Source organism: Streptococcus rupicaprae (assembly GCF_040545225.1).
GTDB classification, from domain to species: Bacteria; Bacillota; Bacilli; order Lactobacillales; family Streptococcaceae; genus Streptococcus; species Streptococcus rupicaprae.
The window spans coordinates 79,669-101,676 of record NZ_JBEPLO010000006.1; the positions used below are offsets into that span (position 1 = coordinate 79,669).

Below are 22,008 nucleotides of genomic sequence, written 5' to 3' on the forward strand. Positions count from 1 at the left end.
TTTTATTATGTCATTGTCCACTTGACAGGGAACAGTTCAATATGTCACAGACTCTTAGTTTTCCAACAGACTTAATAAGGCTTCCACCATATCGGTCCGCTCCCAAGGCAGGTCAATATCTGTGCGTCCCATATGGCCATAGGCTGCTGTTTGACGGTAAATCGGACGCTTCAAATCTAGCATCTGAATGATACCTGCTGGTCTCAGGTCAAAGATTTGGCGCACCGCTTCTTCTAAGCGACCTTCTGAAACCTTATTCGTCCCAAAGGTGTCAATGCGCACAGAGACCGGTCGAGCAACACCAATCGCGTAGGCCAACTGGACCTCTGCCTTTTTAGCCAAGCCAGCAGCCACAATATTTTTAGCAATATAGCGGGCTGCATAAGAAGCTGACCGGTCTACTTTGGTCGCATCCTTGCCAGAGAAGGCTCCTCCTCCATGACGGGAATAGCCCCCATAGGTATCAACAATGATCTTACGCCCGGTCAAACCAGAATCCCCTTGTGGGCCACCGATAACAAAGCGGCCTGTCGGATTGATAAAGAACTTGGTCTGAGCATCCAGATATTTGGCTGGAATAATAGCCTTGATTACCTGCTCGATCACATCCTCATGAATCTGGTCATTGGTAACTTCTGGATCATGTTGGGTCGAGATGACCACCGTGTCTACCCGAAGTGGCTGATCGTTCTCATCATATTCGACAGTCACTTGTGACTTGGCATCGGGTCTAAGGTATGTCAGCTCACCAGATTTACGAAGATCTGCCAGACGTTTCACCAACTGATGGGCCAAAGAGATTGGAAGAGGCATCAGTTCCGGTGTCTCATCAACCGCAAAGCCGAACATCAAGCCCTGGTCCCCAGCCCCAATCAAGTCCAGAGGATCCTTATCACCACTACTGCGCACTTCCAAGGATTCATTGACCCCTTGGGCAATATCTGGCGATTGCTCCACCAAGGACGGATGAACCCCCACTGTTTCAGCTGAAAAGCCGTAGGCTGTATTGGTGTAACCAATGGAAGCAATAGTATCACGCACCACACGGTTAATATCAACATAGGCCGTCGTTGAAATTTCACCAAACACATGGACAGTCCCTGTGTAGACAGCTGTCTCCGCTGCAACGTGTGCCTCTGGATCCTGTTCCAAAATAGCGTCCAAAATCGCATCTGAGATTTGGTCTGCAATCTTATCCGGATGTCCTTCCGATACTGATTCAGACGTGAATAATTTACGTTCTGACATATACATGTCCCCCTTTAATGAAAATCATAATTCGACAGCCTCTAACCTCCTCACATCAAAGATTGGATTAGAGAACTAGATAAGACAGATTCGCCTTACCAGCAGAGGTGAAAAGAATCTCTTCCAACCTCTGTGTCACGTTAAAAGTTACAAAGAACCGATCGTCTTTAAATCATTCGCATGATTTTCCATCCAATCGCCTTTTCGGGACTTATTAACCCCACCATTATACCACAGGTCTCCCAATTTTTCTCGTTTTTTCAAGAAAATGATACACCTTGTTAAAAAATCCCTAATACTGAATGAAAATCAAAATGAGATGATTTAAGCTGATAGCTGACTATAATCAAATAAACATGCAGTAGCTGTCTTTTCACATTTCGCCCTGAACCAAAAAGTACCGATGATGCACACGTTACGTAACGGCTACACATGTCCATGACTCATTCTTCTCATTTTGATCTTGAGAGAGTATAGGACAATTTCTCCTTTTATTTCTATTTGATATGGAAAAACCTTAGAAGTAGTGTCTCAACACATGACCTCTAAGGTTCTAGTCCAATTACTCAAATGTTTTTTGCCTACGGTTTACTTGTTCCAGAATTTCTCTGCAATTTTTTGACCTTGTTTGATTTTTTCCCATTGTTGTGGGATGGCCAATTCATTTCCTGAATCACATGAGGCAAAGCCACATTGGTGAGAGAGGTAGAGGCGCTCTTTTGGTAAGATTTGGCTGGCTTCTTCGAGGAGCTTGAGGGCACGCTCTTCATCGTCAAGGTCAGTCGTCTTAGAAGAGAGGAGTCCCAAAACAACTTCAGCATCACTGTATTTAAGGGCTTCTAGGGCCTTCAAATCACCGGCCACTTCGCTGTCCCATTCTAGGAAATAGCGATCATATTTTTGTTCCTTCAAGAACTTGGTGGCAATGGCTTCGTAGGTACCTTCTGCAGCAGAGCGGCTCTCGTAGTTGCCACGGCAGTTGTGGGTCCAGACTGTCAATCCCAATTCATGGGCGTAGTCTACCACTTCGTTGTTGATGGCCACAAACTCATCTGCCAAATCCGCTAGGGCTGCATTGCCATCTGCGAAGAAGGAAGCTGGGTTTGATTCGTCAAAGAGTTCCCAGAGGCAGTCGTCAAACTGAACGATTTGACCGCCAATTTCTTTATACTCTGCCAAGAATTCCTTGTAGGCCTGGATCAAGCCTTTTTTCAATTCTTCCTTGGTCTCATAGACTTGGCCTGGGCCTGCTAACTGCTTAAAGACAGTCAATTCTGTGTAGGCATGGGCCGGTCCCCAGATGGTTTGCTTGACATCCTCATCGCCTGCTTCAGCCTTGATTAGCTTATAAATGTTTAGGAAATGGTGGCCCTTACCAGACAAGGGCTCTGTAATCCGAATCCCAATATCCTTTCGGGTTTCAAAGTGGCTGCCGTCGTGGTCTTTAAAGGTGTAGCCATGCTCTGCAATATAGCGCTCCACCCCCTTGAAGCCCCAAAGGAAGTCCAAATGCCACATAGAACGACCGTACTCCCCATCTGTCAGGATGTCGATGCCGTTTTCTTTTTGGTCCGCAATAATCTGCTTAATGGTCTCTGTTTCAGTCTCCTGGTAACCAGCCAAGTCATCGTAGAATGGATACTGGATGTCGTCACGGTGTTCAATCTCCGTCTTGTACTTGCGCAGCTTTTCCGGACGAAGAAGGGAGCCAACTAATTGAAATCTTGATTTTGTCATGTCTAGATACCTCATCTTTAAGTGATGGCTCTATTCTACCGCAAATAATGGCATTTGAAAAATAGTTATTTTTAAAGGAGGGGTATAGTTATAAACTATACTTAAATCTCTTGTGTCCTCGAAAAAAGAGGACACCTGCCCTCTTTTAATTATTTTTGACGGATCACTTCGATTTTGTAACCATCTGGATCAAGAATAAAGTAATAACTTGGCTGAGTTCCAGGAAGGCCCTTCAAATCTGTCACCTCATAGCCTGCTTCAACATGCTTGGCGTGTAGACCTTCCAAGTCTTCTACACTGATGGCAATATGGCCATAGCCATCACCGATATTGTAGGGACCGTGGTCATAGTTGTAAGTCAATTCCAACTCATAATCATCCCCTGGCAATGTCAGGTAAACCAGCGTAAACTGGTGATCTGGAAAATCACGGCGGCGAGAAATCTCAAAACCTAAGGCTTCCTTATAAAATGCTAAAGAAGCATCCAAATCCCGTACACGAACACAGGTATGTGCCATTTTACTTGTCATAATAATCTCCTTTTCTATAATCTTATTGTACTACCTTTAAGAAAAGTTTTCAAAAAATTGATTCTCATTCGTTTAGGCAAAAGCCTACCCGTTATTCAAAGAAAGGCAACCGCATATAAAGAGAGAAGGAAGGCACTAGTGAGCCCTCCCTCTTTTAATTCATTATCGTTACCGAATCACTTCGCGGGTCCGTATATAAGAGTTAACGAAACGTTCTGTAACCCCTGGTTCGACCCTCTCCAAGGCCTCTGAAATCGTCTTGAAGGACAAGCCATAGTCAAAGTATTGTTCAAAGACAGCTAGCGACTCTGTAAAGGCCTCTTGAACTGCTGGTTCCTGAGAGCGATAGCGATTTGCATACTGCAAGAGTTGCTCTGTCAGACTAGCATCTTGCACAATTTGGTAGGCTTCTTCTTCCAAATCTTCCATAGCGGTCGTGGTCATTTCCAATTGACGGTTGACCGTTTCCATATCGATGCGTTGCGGTTCAAAGGCTTCTAAGAAGGCCTCCACCTTGTTACTGGAATCAAAGAAAAGATTGACAAAACTTTGTGGAATCCCAGGGAGATTACGTTTTTCCATGTAACGTTTGATGGTGTGTAGCCTATTGACAAAGCCATTAGCCTTGTTCCGAGCATTGGTCTCATGCTCTTCTTGGCTATTAAGATAGTCTGCCAAGCTGATCAGATCTTCCTCGGTGTCAGACAATTGCAACTGAGCAGCTTTAAAGCTCTCCAAAATTTGAGAATAGGCCACATCTGGCTGATTCATGTGCTCAATTTTATGTTGAACATCCTCTTTCAAAGCCTTGAAATCTGTCACCAAGGTTTGAATCTGGCCTAACTTGCTTTCTGAAAGGTAGTAAGACTGACGTAGACGCTCTACCTCACTTTGTAGCTTGGTTTGGCTATTTTCAATGTGGGCAATATAATCCGGCAAAACCTTAGAAAGCTTAGCAACCTCTTGCTTAGCCGAGATTTCCTTGGTAAAGACCTCGTAAAGGCTGTCAATCTCGTCCTGGATACGTTCATTTTCAGCATCGGCCCTATCCAAATCAAACTCAACTGTCGTCAGCAAATTATCCTTAATCGAAGACCGAACATTTTGCAGGCGCACTTCGATATCGTCTTCTGGAAATTGGTAATTCTCTTCCAAGAGCTTACGGTAACCCGAATTGAGATCATCCAATTGCTCTGGCATAGTGCCAACCAATTTTTCCATCATGTCCGGCAAGCGATCCATGATTTGACTGAGGGCGATCATATGCTCTTCAGTCTTGTCTAAAATAGCTGACGCCTCAATAGGATCCCCTGAAGTGTTCAAGGTGACAAACTCTGAAAACTCCGCTTCGATATGTTTGAATTGTTTTTGAAGTTCAGGCAGAGTCGAACCATAACTGGCTTCATTCTCCGAAAGTTTTTGCTGCAAATTGTCAAAAAGATCCAGCGCATGGTGAACACGTCCACTATTTTTAGCTTCCTGGTCCTTAAGGTCAGCTAAAGCCTGGCGAATCTCTGCGATATCTTCGCTAACAAGATTAATTTGGCTGTCAATATTTTCAATAGCTGTCTTTGCCTTCAAGAAGCGGAAAGATTGATTAAAGCCTTCAGTTTCAAAGATTTGATTCTCGATATCAGCGAAGGTATTCAAGGATAAATCAACCCATTTTTGATTCCATTCACGGAAGGCAACCTGACTTTGGCCAATCAAATGCAAGTTCTTTACTTCTTCAATCTCCTCATTAACAGGCAGATTGAACAGGGCCTCCTTGCGCTCTTCTAATTGGTCCAGCAAGGTTTCATTACGTTTCCTTGCTAGAATACTCAATACATAAGCTAGGATGATAATGGTGACTATCACAATGATAGCAATGATCATACCACTAGACATATAAAACTCCTTTTATCCTATTATTCTAGAAAACCTGCCCTATTATACCATATTCAAGGACAAATTGCACGCCCTTTAAGATTTTTAAATGTCTAGGGTCGAATAAACGGCATTTTCTTCGATAAATTCACGGCGAGGTTCCACTCGATCCCCCATCAACATATCAAAGATACGATCCGCCTCAGCAGCATCATCAACGGTAACACGCGCCATCAAGCGATTTTCCGGATCCATAGTGGTCTCCCAAAGTTGGTGATCATCCATCTCACCCAAACCTTTATAGCGCTGAATGGTTGGCTTTGAACGTCCCTGACTATACTCAGCCAAAGCCTTCTCTAACTCCTGCTCTTGATTAGCACCTGGTTGAATATAGGCCTTGATTTCAGAGCCGACCTTAACGCCATAAATCGGCGGTTGGGCAATGTAAACATAACCAGCTTCTAAAACTGGACGCATGTAGCGGTAAATCAACGTCAACAGCAAGGTCCTAATATGAGCGCCATCCACATCGGCATCGGTCATGAGGACCAGCTTCTTATAACGCGCCTTGGTCACATCAAATTCTGCACCGAATCCTGTCCCCATAGCTGTAAAGAGGCTACGGATTTCCTCATTGGCCAAGATTTTGTCCATGGTCGCTTTTTCAACGTTTAGGATTTTACCTCGAATAGGTAGAATGGCTTGAAACTCCCTGTTGCGTCCTGACTTAGCAGATCCACCAGCAGAATCTCCCTCAACGATAAACAATTCCGTCTCATCTGGATCGTTGGAAGCACAGTCGGCCAATTTACCTGGTAAATTAGAGATCTCTAGCCCTGACTTCTTACGGGTCACTTCACGCGCGCGTTTGGCTGCAATGCGTGCCTTGCTAGCCAAGATCCCTTTTTCGACAATGCGACGCGCAATCTGCGGATTCTCCAAGAGAAAATCAGAGAAAGCTTCCGAGAAGAGGCGATTGGTGATCTTAACCACCTCACTATTGCCCAGCTTGGTCTTGGTCTGACCTTCAAACTGCGGATTGGGGTGCTTAACAGAGATGACTGCGGTCAGCCCTTCACGGACATCCTCACCGGTCAGATTGTCCTCGTTTTCCTTGAGGATCTTATTTTTCTTGGCGTAGTCATTGATAACGCGGGTGAGGGCTGTTCGGAAACCTTGCTCGTGCGTTCCACCTTCATGAGTGTGGATATTATTAGCAAAGGACATGACGTTTTCGTGGTAACTAGTGGTGTACTGCATGGCCACTTCAACCACAATATCATCCATTTCACCTTCTGTATAGATCGGTGTCTCAAAAATCGGTTCCTTGCTAGCATTTAAATGCTCAACATAGCTAGCAATCCCGCCTTCGTAATGGTAATCCTTGGTCTGCTCCTGACCTTCACGCTTATCCGTGATAGAGATCGCCAAACCGCGGTTCAAAAAGGCCAATTCCTGGATACGCTTGTTCAATTTGTCAAAGTCGTACTCGGTGGTTTCAGTGAAGATCTCAGGATCAGGTGTAAAGTGAACCGTCGTCCCGTGATGGTCAGTTTCTCCAATCACAGCCAGATCCGCAACCACTTCCCCTCTACGGTACTCTTGGAAGTAAATCTGGCCATTCTTATGGACCTTAACATCCAACTGGGTAGAGAGAGCATTGACGACTGAAGAGCCTACCCCGTGAAGACCTCCAGAAACCTTGTAGCCACCACCGCCGAATTTTCCTCCTGCATGGAGAACCGTGAAGACAGTCTCGACCGCAGGACGGCCTGTTTTTTCCTGAATATCGACTGGGATCCCACGGCCATCATCCACAACGGTAATGGAATTATCGGGTTCAATTAAAACCTGAATCTTGGTTGCAAAACCAGCCAAAGCCTCATCGATAGAATTATCCACAATTTCCCAAACTAAGTGATGCAACCCTTCTTTCGAGGTTGAACCAATATACATCCCTGGACGCAGTCTGACTGCTTCTAAACCTTCTAAAACCTGAATCTGACTGGCATCATAGTCCTCTGCCAGGGCCTGTAAATCTTTTGTTTCTTCTGTCATATCTATCCTACTTCTTCTGTTCTATCGAGATCTAAAATGTCTTTCAAACAATGATCGCCATCCACTAAATAGGTGGCCATCCCAGCCGTCTGACCAGCAAGGATGTCAATCTCACGGTCTCCAATCACTAAAGCGTCTGTCATTTGGTATTTGTCTTTGAGGTAGAGCAAGGCCTTAGGATCTGGTTTTCTTGGGAACCCCTGATCTGCCGTCACAACCTCTTCAAAATAAGAGATGATCCCAGCACGCTCCAAAATATCCAAAACTTGACTATCCCGATGAGACCACAAAAAATGACGTCCTCCTTCAGCCACTATGGCTTCCAAGGTTTCCTTAGCCCCTGAAAATAAGATCGGACGTTGCAAGTCGATGGCCTCATTTTCCTTATAGCGACCTAAAAAATCCGGAATATCAGCTGCATAACGAGCAATCGCTTCCGCTGTTGATATTTTGAGGGCCGCATAAACCGCATCATGCTCTGGTACAGGTCGGTCAAAGGCTTCTAAGGTCTCACAAAAAGCCTGGGTGGAAAGCTCATAATTATCTAAAAGGGTACCACCCAAATCCCATATATAGTCACGATATCTCATAAGCTCCATTATAGCATATTTCCTAAAAAAATTAAAGCTCCAACCCCGTTAAGAACTGGGACTAGAGCTCTTTTCAACTAGTTGAATAAGTCCTGGTAAATCATGCCTTGACTGAGCGACTGACTATCGCCGCCCAAGACATCAACCAGCTTGTAAGCAAAGGCTAGACTGACGCCTGCTCCTTTAGCGGTAATAATTGTCCCATCCTGAACCACTAGGTCCTCCTGATGGTTTCCTTGGCCAATCTCATCTTCCACACCTGGGTAGCAAGTATAGGCCTTGTCCTTTAGTAATCCCGCCCTACCAAGCACCTTTGGTGCTGCGCAAATAGCCGCCAAATAAGTTCCTGCTTCATAAGCTTTCTGGAGGGCCTGAATCAAGCGCTCATCGTCCCTTAAGTGGTCTGCTCCTGGCAAACCTCCCGGCAAGACGACCATTTCATAAGCGGATAAATCTCCGGACCAAACCTTGTCCGCCACAAGGCGAATGCCGTGTGACCCTTCGACTTCTTCAGAAAAGCCCAAGGTTTCAACTGTAAAACCAGCCCTTCTCAGAACATCTATCGGAGTGACCGCTTCGATTTCTTCAAAACCTGCTGCCAATAAAACTGCAATTGTCATTTTGTGACCTCCTTAGTCAATTGTTTCAATGATAAACCGGTGTTTGCGCTGGAAGCCCTGCTGCCGTTTTTCTTGCAGAAGTGAATTTTGATAGCTCATTGACAAGACCAGCCCAACGCCAATCAAATTAGAGATAATAGAAGACCCTCCCTGGGAGATAAAGGGCAGAGGAATCCCTGTTAAGGGCAGAATCCCTGTCGCTGCCCCAATATTTTCAAAAACATGAAAGAGGATCATCATGATAAAGCCCGTCGAAATAAAGGTATAAAAGCGATTATTAGAGGCAATGGTCACCCGAATCATGCGATAAATCAGTAGCATATAGAGACTAATCACTACCAAACCCCCGATAAATCCGAAATCCTCTCCAATCACCGTAAAAATCATGTCGCTCTCACGCACTGGTACATGGAGATTGGTCATGTTGAAGCCCTGACCCATCAGTCCCCCGCTGCCAATGGCAATCAAGCTTTGAGCCTGCTGGAAAGTGGTGGTTTGCGCATTTTCAAAGGGATCCAGCCAGGCAGATATCCGATTGAGCTGATAGGTATCGATCCCAACATTATGGAGAATTTCCTTGCCATTTGGCGAAATAAAAATCAGCATAAAAGCAATGACAGCCAGACTAACCACAAGGACGACTGGTAGGATAATCCGCCACGATATGCCAGACAAAAGAACAATCCCTGAAAAGATAGCTACAAAGACCAGGGAGGTGCCCAAGTCACTCTGAAAATAAAGCAGGGCTAAAACAGGAAACGTCACCGTCAAAAGTTGAAGGAGCAAAACCATGTCGGACCATAGGCTAGCCTCTAGGTGCTTTTCGTGAAACCGAACAACCACATAGGCCATCATCAAAATATAAGAGATTTTCATGAATTCCGACGGTTGAAAAAGGGTTTGGCCATTGAGTGTTACCCAGTTTTTTGCACCAGTCGCTGCGACCAAGGAGGAACTGTAGTAAAAGAGGGGCAAAAACATCATGCCAAGCCCCAAAAAATAGAGAAAAGGGGTCGCCTTCCAAAGAAATTTCTTGTTAAAAAACATCACCACAAAAGCAAAGACAATCCCTACCAGAATCCATACCCCTTGTAAAATCACGATATTCAGAGCCCTAGCAGGATAATCATGACTAACTGCAATATAAACCGCAACCAAACCGATTAACAGTAAAAAAAATACGGGTAAAATCAAACTATAATCCACACGGCTATCCCAAGAAGGCTTCTTCAGGTCCATCACTTCTCCTTCACAATTCAGTTTATACTCTTTCAAAATCAAAATGAGACAGAATGAGTGATGGACATGTGTAGCCGTTGCGCAACTTGTGTCTCATCGGTAGTTTTTCCGCGCAATTCGATACGTGAAAAACTATTTTATGGATTTTTATTTTAACACAGACCAGGTATCAGCTTAAATCATCTCATTTTAATTTGAATTCAGTTTTACTTGCTCTCTAGTATTATACCAAAAAGATCGATGGGACAGTATCGATTTAGCAACTTCTTTTTCCTGGGGGACATGGCAGAGCTGAGAAACTGCAGCGCAAGCCATCCGTTCCAGCGTCACTCCGAGGCTATCAACAGAAAAAACGACCCCCTGAGGAATCGTTAGTAGTCTTATTTGAGGCCGTATTTTTTGTTGAAGCGGTCCACGCGTCCATCTGCTTGAGTGAACTTTTGACGGCCTGTGTAGAATGGGTGTGAATCAGAAGAGATTTCAACACGAACCAATGGATACTCAGCACCTTCAAATTCGATGGTTTCTTTAGAGTGTTTAGTTGAGCCACTCAAAAACTTGTAACCTGTTGTTGTGTCAAGAAAGACAACTTGGCGGTATTCTGGATGAATATCTTTTTTCATTTTCAAAAATTTCCTTTCTGCCATAGCTCTCGAGAGCCATAGTTTATAACTTCATTAGTTTACCATATTCTTTGAATCTATGCAAGTCATTTCTACTACTTTTTATATTTCTTGCAAACTTGCCCAACCATCCGTTATAGAGACCACTACGGACTTGTCAATAAAGCTATTTTTTGAGGTAAAACAATTTAGCAATCCTATACCTGATTGAATAGTTAACTAATAGGGTAGACTCCATCTGTACCAACTCTTTCATAACTGTCTGGACAAACCAATTGCCAAATCCCCCTCTCTTAAGACTAGCCTCAGTCTGCTGAGCCAATAACTATCCACCCAGCTTGATTGGATAGGGGAAAGTCTCCCTCTCACGAGAGATTGACGGGCATGCCTGCTTCTAGGTTATTGTCAAAGCTTTGGATCTAAAGGACCGCAACAGCTTCAGTAATTGCTGCCTGGGTCAATGTTACCTAGACGCATAGGAAAAGAGTCGTCTCGGTATCCAATACACTATCCTAGACCTTCCAGATTTCTATCTCAGGCTCAACTACCAGCCCTTAATTGCCCACCATCCAAGAAATGACATGCGCTGCAAAACTCACTTTCAAAAACGCTATTGCTTTGCCTTCCAAAAGTTTGGAACATTTTCTGAACAAGGCCTAACTCAATGAGTAGCTTATTCCCCAGTCTCTCAGTAGCTACTTGTCACCATAGAAAATCTCGCAAAAATCCCACCATATGCTAAAAATAAGACAAATCTGAACGACTGATAAAAGCCTTACACAGAGAAAGAAGATGTGTGTACAACTTCCCCTTCCTGACAAGGCTTCAAAGTCTTTATAAGCCTATTGCGTCTATACTTAGCTAACGAGTGATGAAACCCTAGCGAGCATTAAACTGTTTCATGGTGCGTTTAAGATCACGGTCTTGTTCCCGTTGCTTGATCGACTCACGCTTGTCATAATCGTGTTTCCCTTTAGCCAGTCCTAACAGAACCTTGGCAAAACCATCTTTAAGGTAGACCTTCAAGGGAACCAAAGTCATACCTGATCCCTTTAATTCTTGTTCCAATTGATCAATTTGCTTGCGACGTAAGAGAAGTTTACGTGTCCGTATGGGATCTTGATTCCAGATATTTCCTTGTTCAAAAGGGCTAATGTGAACATTAACCAACCAAGCTTCTCCTCGCTTGATTTGAGCAAAACCGTCCTTGAGCTGAATCCGTGCCGCACGCACACTCTTAATCTCCGTTCCGGTTAGAACGATGCCCGCTTCAATGGTATCAACAATCGTATAATCATGACGTGCTTTCTTATTTTGCGCGACGAGCTTTCCTTCGCCCTTTGCCATGTTGTCCTCCTTTTTTAGCGACTCCTTTGTAAAATGGTTTTTTCCCTTTCGTCGAATGCGATGTCTTCTTGCCAGACGCCTGTCCGTCTTTGGATGCTCGTTTCCGTGTCGGTTTCGGCTTATCTTTTAGAGCCTTTTTAGGCTTGTCAAACCAATCAAGTTCAGAAGCCACCCATTCAAAATCAATTTCTCCTGTGGCCTTATCTGCCTTGGTTACCTTGACACGAATCGGTTGCCCTACTTTAAAGATCAGGCCTGTGCGTTCTCCTTGTAGCGTCAGCGTCCGCTCATGATATTGGAAATACTCTGGCAAATTGGTCACATGAATCAAGCCTTCGACAGTGTTTGGGAGTTCAACAAAGAGACCGAACTTGGCAATGCTAGACACCACTCCATCAAAGACCTCTCCGACATAGTCTGTCATGAATTCTGCTTTTTTCATCGCTTCAACTTCGCGTTCAGCATCAACTGCTCGCCGTTCCAAGCGACTGGATTCACTAGCAATTTCAGGTAAAATTCCAGCAAAGTGCTCTGCTACTTCTTGCTTAGTTCCTCGCATGTAATCCCTCAGCATGCGGTGAACCATGAGGTCGGGATAGCGCCGAATCGGACTGGTAAAGTGGGTATAAAATTCAGCCGCAAGCCCGTAATGCCCGTGGTTTTCCTCAGAATAACGGGCCTGCTGCATAGAGCGCAAGAGCATCATAGACAGAACTTCACTGTTTGGCTGACCAGCCACCTTGGCCATAAACTCCTGCAAGGCTTCCTGACTGATTTTAGCCGCTGTGCCTCGGATGGGAATCCCAAAAATCGAGGCATAGTCGATGAAGGTCTGCAATTTTTCAGCCTTTGGCTCTTCGTGAATACGATAGATAAAAGGGAGGTTTAATCTTGCAAAATGCTCTGCAACCGTTTCATTGGCAACCAACATGAAGGACTCGATCATGCGTTCAGCCACCCCACGTTGGCGAAGTGCAATATCAACTGGTTTTCCAAGGGCATTAACAAGAATTTTGGCTTCCTTGGTGTCAAAATTCAAGGCTCCCCTTCGGTAACGCATGGTCTCTAAAATGGTATGTAGTTCTGCCATCTCCTTGACGGATGGTGCAATTTTCGCATAACGTTCCAACTTTTCCGAATCTCCAGCAATCATGTCATTGACATCGCCATAGGTCATCCGATAGGTTGTCTTAATCACCGTCTGGGCCAATTGATAGTCCACCACCTGTCCCTTGGCGTTGATTTCCATGATGGCGGACTGGGTCAGGCGATCCACCTGGGGATTGAGGGAGCAGATACCGTTAGACAAACGTTCAGGAAGCATGGGAACTACACGGTCTGTCACATAGACAGACGTTCCCCGACGCAAGGCTTCCTGATCCAGTGCTGAGCCTTCGGTCACATAGTAGGACACGTCAGCAATGTGGACTCCCAACTCAAAGTTGCCATTGGGCAACTGCTTGATATGAACAGCATCATCCAAATCCTTAGCGTCAGCCCCGTCGATGGTAAAGGTCACTTCACCGCGGAGGTCCAAGCGTCCTATTAGATCTTCCTCCGACGGTGCTTCCGCAATAGCTTGCGCTTCTTGCAAAACAGCATCTGGAAAACTAGAGACGATCTCCATACTCTCTAACACTTCCAGCACATCAATCCCTGGATCATCGATACGACCGATAATATCTCTTATCTCAGCCACAAAGAAATCACGTTTGGCGCTTGGGTAATCCACGATATCAACCTTGACAACTTCGGTTCCATCCATTATCAAGGCTGTCGGCCTTAGATAAATCAATTGGGAAATTTTCTGATTCTTGCTACGGATATAGCCGATAAAATCCGACTTTTCATCATCCAGAACAACCGCGCCAACCGCAGTCGTCAGTTGCCGTTCAATGACATCAATAATTCGACCTTCAGCAACAGTCCCTTTCAAGCGATTAGCGGGCTTGGTGATGATAAGTTCTACTAAGTCACCGTCAATGGCATGGGCAACATCATTGCGACCAATAAAGAGCTCTTCACTACCATCTGACAAGCTTACAAAACCAAACCCATTTTTATGGGCAGAAAAACGCCCCTTCAGCGTTAAAGATTGATGTCTGACTTTAAGAGCAACTCGCCCATCCTCATAAAATTCAATCTCTTTCTTATGTTCTAAGTTAGATACTGATTTCACTAAATGTTTAAAATCACTAGCAGCATCCATACCTAGAGCCTGGGATAAGTCTGTCATCGTGACGGGTCCCGCTTCCTTTAGGTAAGCGATAATCTGTTTTTTCATAATTCCTTTCCTAGACGATTCGGTAAAAAAGAAAGGACCTTGCGGTCCTTGTGATTATCGACTGGACAAGATAGCCAAGATGAGTGCAATCGCTAACCACAAGAAGATAAGGATAGCTGTTAATCGTTGCATCACGGCTTCAAATCCACGCGCCTTACTGCGCTCAAAAAGCGCTCCAGAACTAGCATCAAAAACGTTTGATGACTGGTTTTTAGTCGGCTGCATAAAGATTACAATCACGAGAAATACCGATAAAACTAATAATGTTGTTAATAATAAGTTATACATAATCGTCACTTTCTATAATCAATTCTCTCTATTTTACCATAAAGATTATTTACTTTCAATATGTAAGGCTACTTTTCTTTCCTTGGGACAGTATTTCAAGACCTCTATCTTATCTGGATGTGTCTTATTGTTTTTACTGGTCAGGTAGTTGAGTTGACCACAACTACTACATTTTAAATTGACCTTAATGCGCATGGTCACTCCTTTCCTGCTAGAATCATTTGCATTTTTATCCGAGGCATAAGATTTTCTACCAAATTGCTGAGGGCCTTAACCAATCGTTTTCACCTGCCCATTATATCACAAAATAAAAGGACAAGCCATCACAAAGATGACCTGCCAACGTTTTCTCACTAGCGTTTTCTCAAGCTACCAAAAATCCCACGCACCAACTCGCGGCCGACAGCACGAACCGCAGAATTGATGAAGCTATCTGTTGCTCGCTCGACTGCTGATTTTGGTCGACGGGCATTAGCGCGAGCAACTTTTTCAGCCTCCTTGCGTGCCCGTTCTTGTTCCTTGGCTAAGGCTTTTTCAGCTTTTTCTTGAGCGTCAGCCATAGCCCGAGCTTCCTTTTCAGCTATTTCTTGAGTCAATTTGGCTTCCAAGACCTCATAGGCTGACTCGGCATCCAAGCTTTCAGCGTACTTGTCGTAGAAAGGTGAAGCATTAACCAACCCCTGTATGTCTAAGCCTGTGAGAGGGGTAAAGCTGGATTGTGGTGGATAGATAAAAGCCCTCTCCACCATACTCGGCTGAGCTCTTTCGTTGAGGAAGGACACCAAGGCTTCCCCCACTTCCAATTCTGTGATGACAGTTTCTATCTCTAAATCTGGGTTCTGACGGAAGCTTTCCGCGGCTGACTTGACGGCTTTTAGCTCCTTAGGTGTATAAGCACGCAGGGCATGCTGAACACGGTTACCGAGTTGGGCTAAGATAGGCTCAGGGAGATCCGCCGGATTCTGTGTAATAAAGAAGATTCCCACCCCTTTTGAGCGAATCAATCGGACAATCTGCTCCACCTTATCCACAAAGACTTTTGGCGCATCTTTGAAGAGTAGGTGAGCTTCGTCAAAGAAGAAAACTAGCTTAGGCTTATCCAAATCACCCACCTCAGGCATGTTTTCAAACAGCTCTGCCATCATCCAAAGAAGGAACGTCGAGTAAAGGGTCGGTGAGTTGAAAAGCTTGGTAGCAGTTAGGACGTTGATTGTGCCTCGGCCATCCTGATCATTCTGCATAAAGTCCGCCAACTCTAGGGCAGGCTCCCCAAAAAAGATATCACCACCTTCTTGTTCCAGGACCAAAAGACTGCGCTGAATGGCAGCAACAGAGGCCTTAGCAATATGCCCATAGTCTTGGGAATACTGGCTAGCCTGCTCTGCTATTTCTCGTAAAAGAGCTTTCAGATCCTTGAGATCTGTCAAAAGCCAACCGTTATCATCAGCCACCTTAAAAGCGATGTTGAGAATGCCCGTCTGGGTCTCGTTGAGGTTGAGAAGACGCCCCAGCAAGGTCGGTCCCATCTCCGAGATGGTCGTCCGAACAGGCACACCAGCTTCGCCAAAGACGTCCCAGAGGCGAACTGGAAAGGCCTTTGGCTCATAAGTGTCAGTCAAGCCTAGCTTGGTCAAGCGTTCAGCCAGCTTCTCCGTTACCTCACCCTCACGCGCCAAATTGGCTAAATCACCCTTGATGTCTGCCAGAAAAACAGACACGCCAGCCTGACTCAGCTGTTCAGCAAGAACCTTGAGGGTCACCGTTTTCCCCGTTCCAGTCGCACCAGCGATTAAACCGTGACGATTGAGCATATTGAGCTGGAGGGCAACGGGATTAGTTCCCTTAGCGATGGTTAGTTGTGTCATTTCGGTCTCCTTTTTTTGGACAATTGCAGAGCAGTTAGGCTCTTGTCGAGTAGTGTTCTGTCAGGTTAGTTGGGCAACCGTACGAGCTCACCGTCTCTCAAGCATCATTGGGCCGATGAATGAGAAGAGTTTAACGCCTCCCCTTCGCCAATGCCTGCAAGAGCTGGTCAACCTGCGCGTAGGTCGCTGACAAGTCCCCTGTGTTGTCAATCACTCGGTCAGCGCGCGTTTGCTTCTCAGCCAGCGACATCTGGCTGCTCATCCGTTTTTTGGCTTCTTCAAGAGTATAGCCATTGCGGGCCATGAGGCGTTGCAGTTGCGTCGCTTCATCGACCATCACCAGCCAGACCTCATCGCACCAGCTAGCGTATCCCTTTTCAAAAAGCAACGGAATATCCAGCACCACCACATCATGTAGCGCAACCAAGCGGGCTTTCTCTTCTGCCAAGGCCTGACGGATAATCTCGTCCTGCAGTTCAGAAGAAGCCGCCAGCTGTTCTGGACTGGAAAAAATCAATTCCGCCAACTTCGGACGGTCAAGCTCCCCATCTGGACGCAAAATCCCTGCCCCAAAATGGTCAACCAACGCCTGATAGAGCTTACCTCCCTTGGCCTGCAAGTTATGCACCAATTGATCGGCATCAATCACTGCTACACCTTGGCGTCTCAAGTAAGCACTCACTGTTGATTTCCCAGAGGCGATGCCACCTGTTAGACCAATAATGGTTGCCATAAATCCTCCATCCTTTTTCTCTTATTGTAACATAAAAGACTGGGGAAGGAAACGCCCCCAGCCTAAACAAAACTATTTGTTCAAGTACTTGTCAATCACATCCTTAAAGACATAGCGGACGATATGGGCAGCGATAAACACTGTTAACGCCGTAGATAAAACACTGATGATCATAGCAATAATGCTAAAAGCTCCTACATTAGCCACAATAGATACCTCCTGTTATTGATTAAGTCTATTATACCATAAATCAGATGCTTTCACAAATTCACAATCTTTTCTGACACCTCGGGCAAAAATGACTCCCTCGACCTGCCACCTTGATTTTGACGATGTCCCGTCCACATCTTGCACAGGGCTGCCCCGTCTTGCCATAGACCTGCAAGTATTCCTGCATGGTCCCATCCATGCCCAAAGCATTGCGATAGGTACGAATGGTCGATCCTCCCTTTTCAATGCCCAGCTGCAAGATTCGAATGGTCTCATCGTGTAGTCGCTTGATTTCCGATTTTTTCAGACTGCTAGCCACACGCTCAGGATGCACCTTACTCGCCCAAAGCACTTCGTCCACATAGATATTGCCCAAGCCCGCTACCAAGGACTGGTCCAGTAAGAGCGGTTTGATAGGCTTTTTGCTGGTAACCACCGCCCGCTCAAAGCTCGCATAGGCAAAGACGCCTTTTTCAGGCTCTGGTCCTAGCTTTTTCTTGGTAAAATAGCTGAGCAAATCAACTGTTTTGACCAACTCCAGCGTGCCAAATTTACGGACATCTTGATAGACGAGGGTCTCGTTCCCATCTAGGTCAAAAAAGGCATGAAAATGCTTGTTATCAGGGATTTGGTCAGATGGAAAGAGCAACCATTTGCCTTCCATCCGCAAGTGAGACACCATGGTCATCTGACCAAGACCAAACAGCAAGTACTTGCCCCGACGCCCCATCTGCTCAATAGTCGCACCAGTCAAACTAGCGACAAATTCATCACGGTCTGTCACAACCAGCCTCGGATAGCGGATTCTCACACACTCGATCCGACGACCGACCACCAAGCGCTCCAAGCCTCGTCTGACCGTCTCCACCTCTGGTAATTCTGGCATAATACTCCTTTACAACTTGATGCTTAAATTGGCCAAATAATCACTGCCATAAATTGACAGGCGATGCTGGCTATTTTTTGACTCATAGAAATCAATCATGGCAAAACCAGCACGCAACTGACCACCAATCTGCTCGTCAAGGGTATGGCTAAACTCGTAGCCGTAGTCTGGATTGATAGCTAACCGCCCAGCCTCTTCCAACTCTCTGGCGTTAAAAGGTAGTGGATAGGTCAACAGCGGCTCCTCCTCTGGTTTATCCCAAACCACATCACCGTCATACATGTAAACCCAAGGGTTCATATAGCCCACCATGAGGAGACCACCTGGTTTGAGGACACGATAACATTCCTGCCACAAGTTGGTCAAGTCCTCAATGTAGACATTAGATACTGGGCAAAAAACCAAATCAAAGGCCTCATTCTCAAAAGGAAAGGGCTGAGTCATGTCCGCCTGAACAGTCTCGATGGTCAACCCCTCGCGCTCTGCCACCAAACGGTCAGAAGCCAACTGCTCCTTGGAATAATCCATGATGGTCACATCATAGCCATGAAGGGCAAAAAGGGGACCTTGCTGGCCGCCACCAGAAGCTAAACACAGCACTTTTTTACCTTTCAGCCGATCAAACCACGCCTGCGGTACGTTTTACCAACAGTCAAGGATACCTCAAGTGGCTGAGTTTTAGCAGCCATCAATTCCTCGTGACTGATTGGTTGAGTGTAGGCATTGCCACGCTTTTTCGCCACCCGATCCCAACGTTCCTTATTATAAGCAACAACATCTGTCATGCGTTCTGCTCACTTTCTTATGATTTTAATTAAGTAGAGTTCACTAGGAACAAGCTAGTTAAAAGAAAATCCGCTGCAAGATCCCGTCTGCATCTCGTTCATAGTAGAGTTCTGAGTGGGCATCATTGAAATAAAAGGTCAATAAATCATCCATAGAGTCCGCCAATTCTACCCTATCTGAGGCAATGTCATCATGACTCACCCAGACCACTTCCCCCTCTTCAGAAGATTGAATCTCTCCCGTAAACTCTGTCGTTCGGTAAAGAAAGACTAAATAACGGGTACCGTCATCTCGGGTATGAAAATGCTTGACCCCCACCAACTTAGGATTAACTATGGTTAACCCTGTTTCTTCTTTGATTTCTCGGACAACCGAGGCATGAAGACTCTCCTTTTCCTCAATGTGGCCACCAGGTAGGGCGGCGCCAGACCAAGCATAACGTTCTGGTGAGCGAAGTTGCATGACAAAGCGCCCTGCAGCATCTTCTATCAGGCACATGTTGGTTAAAATGACTTCTTGACTTCTTGGCATAAGCTTCTCCCTTATCCTTTATCTCATACTTATGATACCATAAAACTGACCAGATTGCTCTGGTCAGCAGTACCATTATATTCTCTTAAATGCTACAAACCGCGTACCTTGATAGGTTAACTCCCCCTCATCACCTTCCGCTAGCTGACCGTAATCGGTACTTTTGACCCGAAATTCCTGACGGGTCTTATCGGCAAATTCAAAGGTGACATAGTAGTAGGTGTAAGCATTGTTGGTTCCCCTCACCTGCTGACGCTTGGTCACTAGACGAGCTTCTCTCGTCAGGCGCTCCGCTTGGTTATCGCTCTGCCATTGGAACAAAAAGCGAATCAACTGAAAACCAAAAATAGCTAGTATGATGGCAAATATAGCAAAGGGAACGAGATGAAAGTAGTAAAAGATAAAGTCTGTCATCACAACCTCCTAAAAAGCAACTTTACAAGGTGCCTCCTCCATGGTCAGCTTCAATCAGTCTCGAGAAATCGAAGACATGCAGTGTTAAACCTATTCTACCGCTATCCAGCATGATATTGTCTCGCGCGATTGAAGTTATTAGCGCTCTTGGGCTTCAAAAATCCAGCTGCGTGTCCAACGATGGCTTTCACCTGGAGCAATGCGAATCGTCTGAATGATTTCTGGACTGACGATGTGGTCGGTCGCCCAGAGCAAGAGACTGGTCGGTTTGACACTGTCAATCCCTGTCACACTCGCCTTGGCTCCCTGATGCAGCAACTTCCACGTAAAGGTATCCTGCTCAGCGATTCCTTCAGTGGACAAGACGCTGAGCGACACATCGGTCTCGCACTTATCAAAGCGAATAGCACGCCCATCCGCGATAAAATTATTATGGTCGTAACCACCCCAGCCCTCTAGGCGCTCCGTCCCAAGATCTGGCATATCAGGCAATTCCAGACGGTAGTCAGGTGAAATCGCCATGCCATCAATGCTGAGGAAATTATGGCAGTACTCCTCGGTCTCAATCACATTCTCGCCAACATTTGTGATTTCCCCTTCCAAAATCAGCCTGTTGTCCTCAATCGTGATGGTTTTACGGATAGTCGCGGCGATGCCGCGGCATGGCAGAGCTTCTGTGACAAACTCCGCAGAGGTAGCCGTATGAGTAAAACTAACAGGATAAGGCGTCACCTCAGGATAAGTGTAGTCAAAACGGTAGCCACGGTCAGAATCCTGCTTAATCAAGCCAACACCCAATTTGGGAAAATACTCACCAATCTCAGTGCCCTGACTAAAATCAGCACTAAACTCACAACATAGTCCTCGTCCACCTGACGATGGATGCCTGAGGTTCATGGGCTCATTAGCCCCAAAATGAGTATCTCCATCTAAGACAACATTGGAAATATAACCTGATCGATCAAAACGATGGGTGTCGTTTGGTCGCTCCCCAGGTTCTGAAATTTCTACCCGCAAGCGGTCGTTGGTCAAAAAAATCATCTTTTTCCTCCTTGTTAATCGCTTTCATTATATCATATCAAGTTCTCCTAAGACAAATCTTTCACACACCAACGCAAACTTTTCAACCTCACTCAAGCATCACTCCCTATTGGACCCTGTAGCTCACTAAAAATAGAACCCCTTTGACCTAGCTATTCCACTTCAAACATGAGCTCCAATAAGATTAATGTCACAATGGTTTCAATATCAAATGATTTCTTCTCACAATATTTGGGACATTTGTGATGATTTCCGTCAATCTTTTTTTCTTTTGCTGACAAATATAAAAACTCTTAAAAACACCGCTGCATCAGCGTTTTTTAAGAGTTGGTGAAAGGTAAAACAGGCCGTCTGAAGTTGACGTTTTCCTATCATTTAGTAAGGAGGTCTATATTCTGAGAAAACTGGTCTTCTCAGCAATCCTGTATCACATTCACTGTTCGGCTGACTTCCTGAAAGCCAAGCGCTTGATGGCAAAAATGACTCGCTTGGTTGTCTAGGGCATAATTAGAGGCAATCTGGCTCAATCCCTGTCCTTTTGCCCACTCTCTCGCAAAAGTAACCAGTTTTCTAGCCAACCCTTGGCGACGATAACTGGGTAAGACAAATACACCTTCTAAAAAGGCGACGGGAGAGCCCTTTGCCCCCTCAACATAGTCAGTTCTGATGGACAAGCTCATAAAGGCAACAGCTCTGCCATTTTGCCAAAAAAGAAACTCATACGAGAACCGACCAGCTAAAAAGTCTGCCACCAAGTCCTGAGGCTCAGGCGACCACAACTGGCTGGCGAGGTCTGCCCAATGCGTTACCGTATTTGAGGTAACAGGTTCAATCATCAGCCACTCCTCCCCATTCCTTTGCTTGCGTTAAAAAGTTTACTGAATCTCATTGCACTTTTTTTCAGGCGATGACCCTAAACTCCCCATTAAGGAAGTCTCACCTTTGCCTTTCTAAGCTCGGGTTAAAATAGCCTATCCGTAGGCTAGCCTCGCCTTCGCGTTTCTAAGCTCGGGTTGAGGCTGGGCAAAAACTAGTTTCAGAATAGACAAAAACGAGCATTTCCGCAGTTGGAGATGCTCGTTTTCCCATGTCATGGTTTATAATTATAA

At 45.4% G+C, this 22,008-nt stretch carries 21 protein-coding genes and 1 pseudogene; all 22 read right to left on the reverse strand.

The features are described 5' to 3' along the window. Positions 1–54: 54 nt before the first annotated feature. On the reverse strand, positions 55–1,248 hold the full coding sequence (gene metK / locus ABID29_RS03890; protein WP_354364536.1) for a methionine adenosyltransferase: 1,194 nt from the start codon (positions 1,246–1,248) through the stop codon (positions 55–57). A 588-nt stretch (positions 1,249–1,836) separates the two neighbouring features. Further along, positions 1,837–2,985: a cobalamin-independent methionine synthase II family protein gene (locus tag ABID29_RS03895; RefSeq protein WP_354364537.1), complete on the reverse strand. Its 1,149-nt coding sequence runs from the start codon at positions 2,983–2,985 to the stop codon at positions 1,837–1,839. A gap of 149 nt (positions 2,986–3,134) precedes the next feature. Beyond that, on the reverse strand, positions 3,135–3,515 hold the full coding sequence (gene gloA, locus ABID29_RS03900) for a lactoylglutathione lyase (protein WP_354364538.1): 381 nt from the start codon (positions 3,513–3,515) through the stop codon (positions 3,135–3,137). A gap of 168 nt (positions 3,516–3,683) precedes the next feature. Next, positions 3,684–5,405 carry a septation ring formation regulator EzrA gene (ezrA, locus tag ABID29_RS03905; RefSeq protein WP_354364539.1) on the reverse strand — a complete coding sequence of 574 codons (1,722 nt, stop codon included), beginning with the start codon at positions 5,403–5,405 and terminating at the stop codon, positions 3,684–3,686. An 84-nt stretch (positions 5,406–5,489) separates the two neighbouring features. Next, complete coding sequence (gene gyrB, locus ABID29_RS03910) at positions 5,490–7,442, reverse strand: DNA topoisomerase (ATP-hydrolyzing) subunit B (RefSeq protein WP_354364540.1); 1,953 nt, start codon at positions 7,440–7,442, stop codon at positions 5,490–5,492. Between the two features lie 2 nt (positions 7,443–7,444). Continuing rightward, complete coding sequence (locus ABID29_RS03915; protein ID WP_354364541.1) at positions 7,445–8,032, reverse strand: HAD-IA family hydrolase; 588 nt, start codon at positions 8,030–8,032, stop codon at positions 7,445–7,447. 77 nt (positions 8,033–8,109) lie between these two features. Then, on the reverse strand, positions 8,110–8,652 hold the full coding sequence (locus ABID29_RS03920; RefSeq protein WP_354364543.1) for a DJ-1 family glyoxalase III: 543 nt from the start codon (positions 8,650–8,652) through the stop codon (positions 8,110–8,112). Between the two features lie 12 nt (positions 8,653–8,664). Beyond that, positions 8,665–9,891 carry an FtsW/RodA/SpoVE family cell cycle protein gene (locus tag ABID29_RS03925; RefSeq protein ID WP_354364545.1) on the reverse strand — a complete coding sequence of 409 codons (1,227 nt, stop codon included), beginning with the start codon at positions 9,889–9,891 and terminating at the stop codon, positions 8,665–8,667. A 380-nt stretch (positions 9,892–10,271) separates the two neighbouring features. Then, positions 10,272–10,514, reverse strand: a complete 243-nt coding sequence (locus tag ABID29_RS03930; RefSeq protein ID WP_168549852.1) for a type B 50S ribosomal protein L31 — start codon at positions 10,512–10,514, stop codon at positions 10,272–10,274. An 879-nt stretch (positions 10,515–11,393) separates the two neighbouring features. After that, positions 11,394–11,861: an SsrA-binding protein SmpB gene (smpB, locus tag ABID29_RS03935; RefSeq protein WP_354364546.1), complete on the reverse strand. Its 468-nt coding sequence runs from the start codon at positions 11,859–11,861 to the stop codon at positions 11,394–11,396. After that, positions 11,824–14,145 (reverse strand): ribonuclease R, encoded by a 2,322-nt coding sequence (gene rnr / locus ABID29_RS03940; protein WP_354364548.1) that lies wholly within the window; start codon positions 14,143–14,145, stop codon positions 11,824–11,826. Before rnr ends, smpB begins: the two co-directional genes overlap by 38 nt. Before the next feature lie 54 nt (positions 14,146–14,199). Further along, complete coding sequence (secG, locus tag ABID29_RS03945; protein ID WP_168548026.1) at positions 14,200–14,433, reverse strand: preprotein translocase subunit SecG; 234 nt, start codon at positions 14,431–14,433, stop codon at positions 14,200–14,202. Between the two features lie 45 nt (positions 14,434–14,478). Then, entirely contained in the window at positions 14,479–14,628 is a 150-nt protein-coding gene (gene rpmG / locus ABID29_RS03950) for a 50S ribosomal protein L33 (RefSeq protein WP_168548027.1), read from the reverse strand. 158 nt (positions 14,629–14,786) lie between these two features. Then, positions 14,787–16,298, reverse strand: a complete 1,512-nt coding sequence (locus tag ABID29_RS03955) for a helicase HerA-like domain-containing protein (protein WP_354364549.1) — start codon at positions 16,296–16,298, stop codon at positions 14,787–14,789. A gap of 130 nt (positions 16,299–16,428) precedes the next feature. Next, the gene (gene coaE / locus ABID29_RS03960; RefSeq protein WP_354364550.1) at positions 16,429–17,031 is read right to left on the reverse strand and encodes a dephospho-CoA kinase; all 603 of its coding nucleotides are present in this window, start codon (positions 17,029–17,031) and stop codon (positions 16,429–16,431) included. A 72-nt stretch (positions 17,032–17,103) separates the two neighbouring features. Then, a complete protein-coding gene (locus tag ABID29_RS03965; RefSeq protein ID WP_354364551.1) occupies positions 17,104–17,238 on the reverse strand; it encodes a hypothetical protein in 135 nt (44 codons plus the stop codon). Between the two features lie 61 nt (positions 17,239–17,299). Continuing rightward, positions 17,300–18,127 (reverse strand): DNA-formamidopyrimidine glycosylase, encoded by an 828-nt coding sequence (mutM, locus tag ABID29_RS03970; RefSeq protein WP_354364552.1) that lies wholly within the window; start codon positions 18,125–18,127, stop codon positions 17,300–17,302. Between the two features lie 9 nt (positions 18,128–18,136). Continuing rightward, a pseudogene (locus ABID29_RS03975) lies at positions 18,137–18,912 on the reverse strand (class I SAM-dependent methyltransferase). Between the two features lie 58 nt (positions 18,913–18,970). Beyond that, on the reverse strand, positions 18,971–19,444 hold the full coding sequence (locus tag ABID29_RS03980) for an 8-oxo-dGTP diphosphatase (protein WP_354364553.1): 474 nt from the start codon (positions 19,442–19,444) through the stop codon (positions 18,971–18,973). 75 nt (positions 19,445–19,519) lie between these two features. Next, positions 19,520–19,858, reverse strand: coding sequence for a DUF2500 domain-containing protein (locus tag ABID29_RS03985; protein ID WP_354364554.1), 339 nt, complete (start codon positions 19,856–19,858; stop codon positions 19,520–19,522). A gap of 138 nt (positions 19,859–19,996) precedes the next feature. Then, the gene (locus tag ABID29_RS03990; RefSeq protein WP_354364555.1) at positions 19,997–20,899 is read right to left on the reverse strand and encodes a hypothetical protein; all 903 of its coding nucleotides are present in this window, start codon (positions 20,897–20,899) and stop codon (positions 19,997–19,999) included. A gap of 413 nt (positions 20,900–21,312) precedes the next feature. Further along, on the reverse strand, positions 21,313–21,735 hold the full coding sequence (locus ABID29_RS03995) for a GNAT family N-acetyltransferase (RefSeq protein ID WP_354364556.1): 423 nt from the start codon (positions 21,733–21,735) through the stop codon (positions 21,313–21,315). Positions 21,736–22,008: the final 273 nt, after the last annotated feature.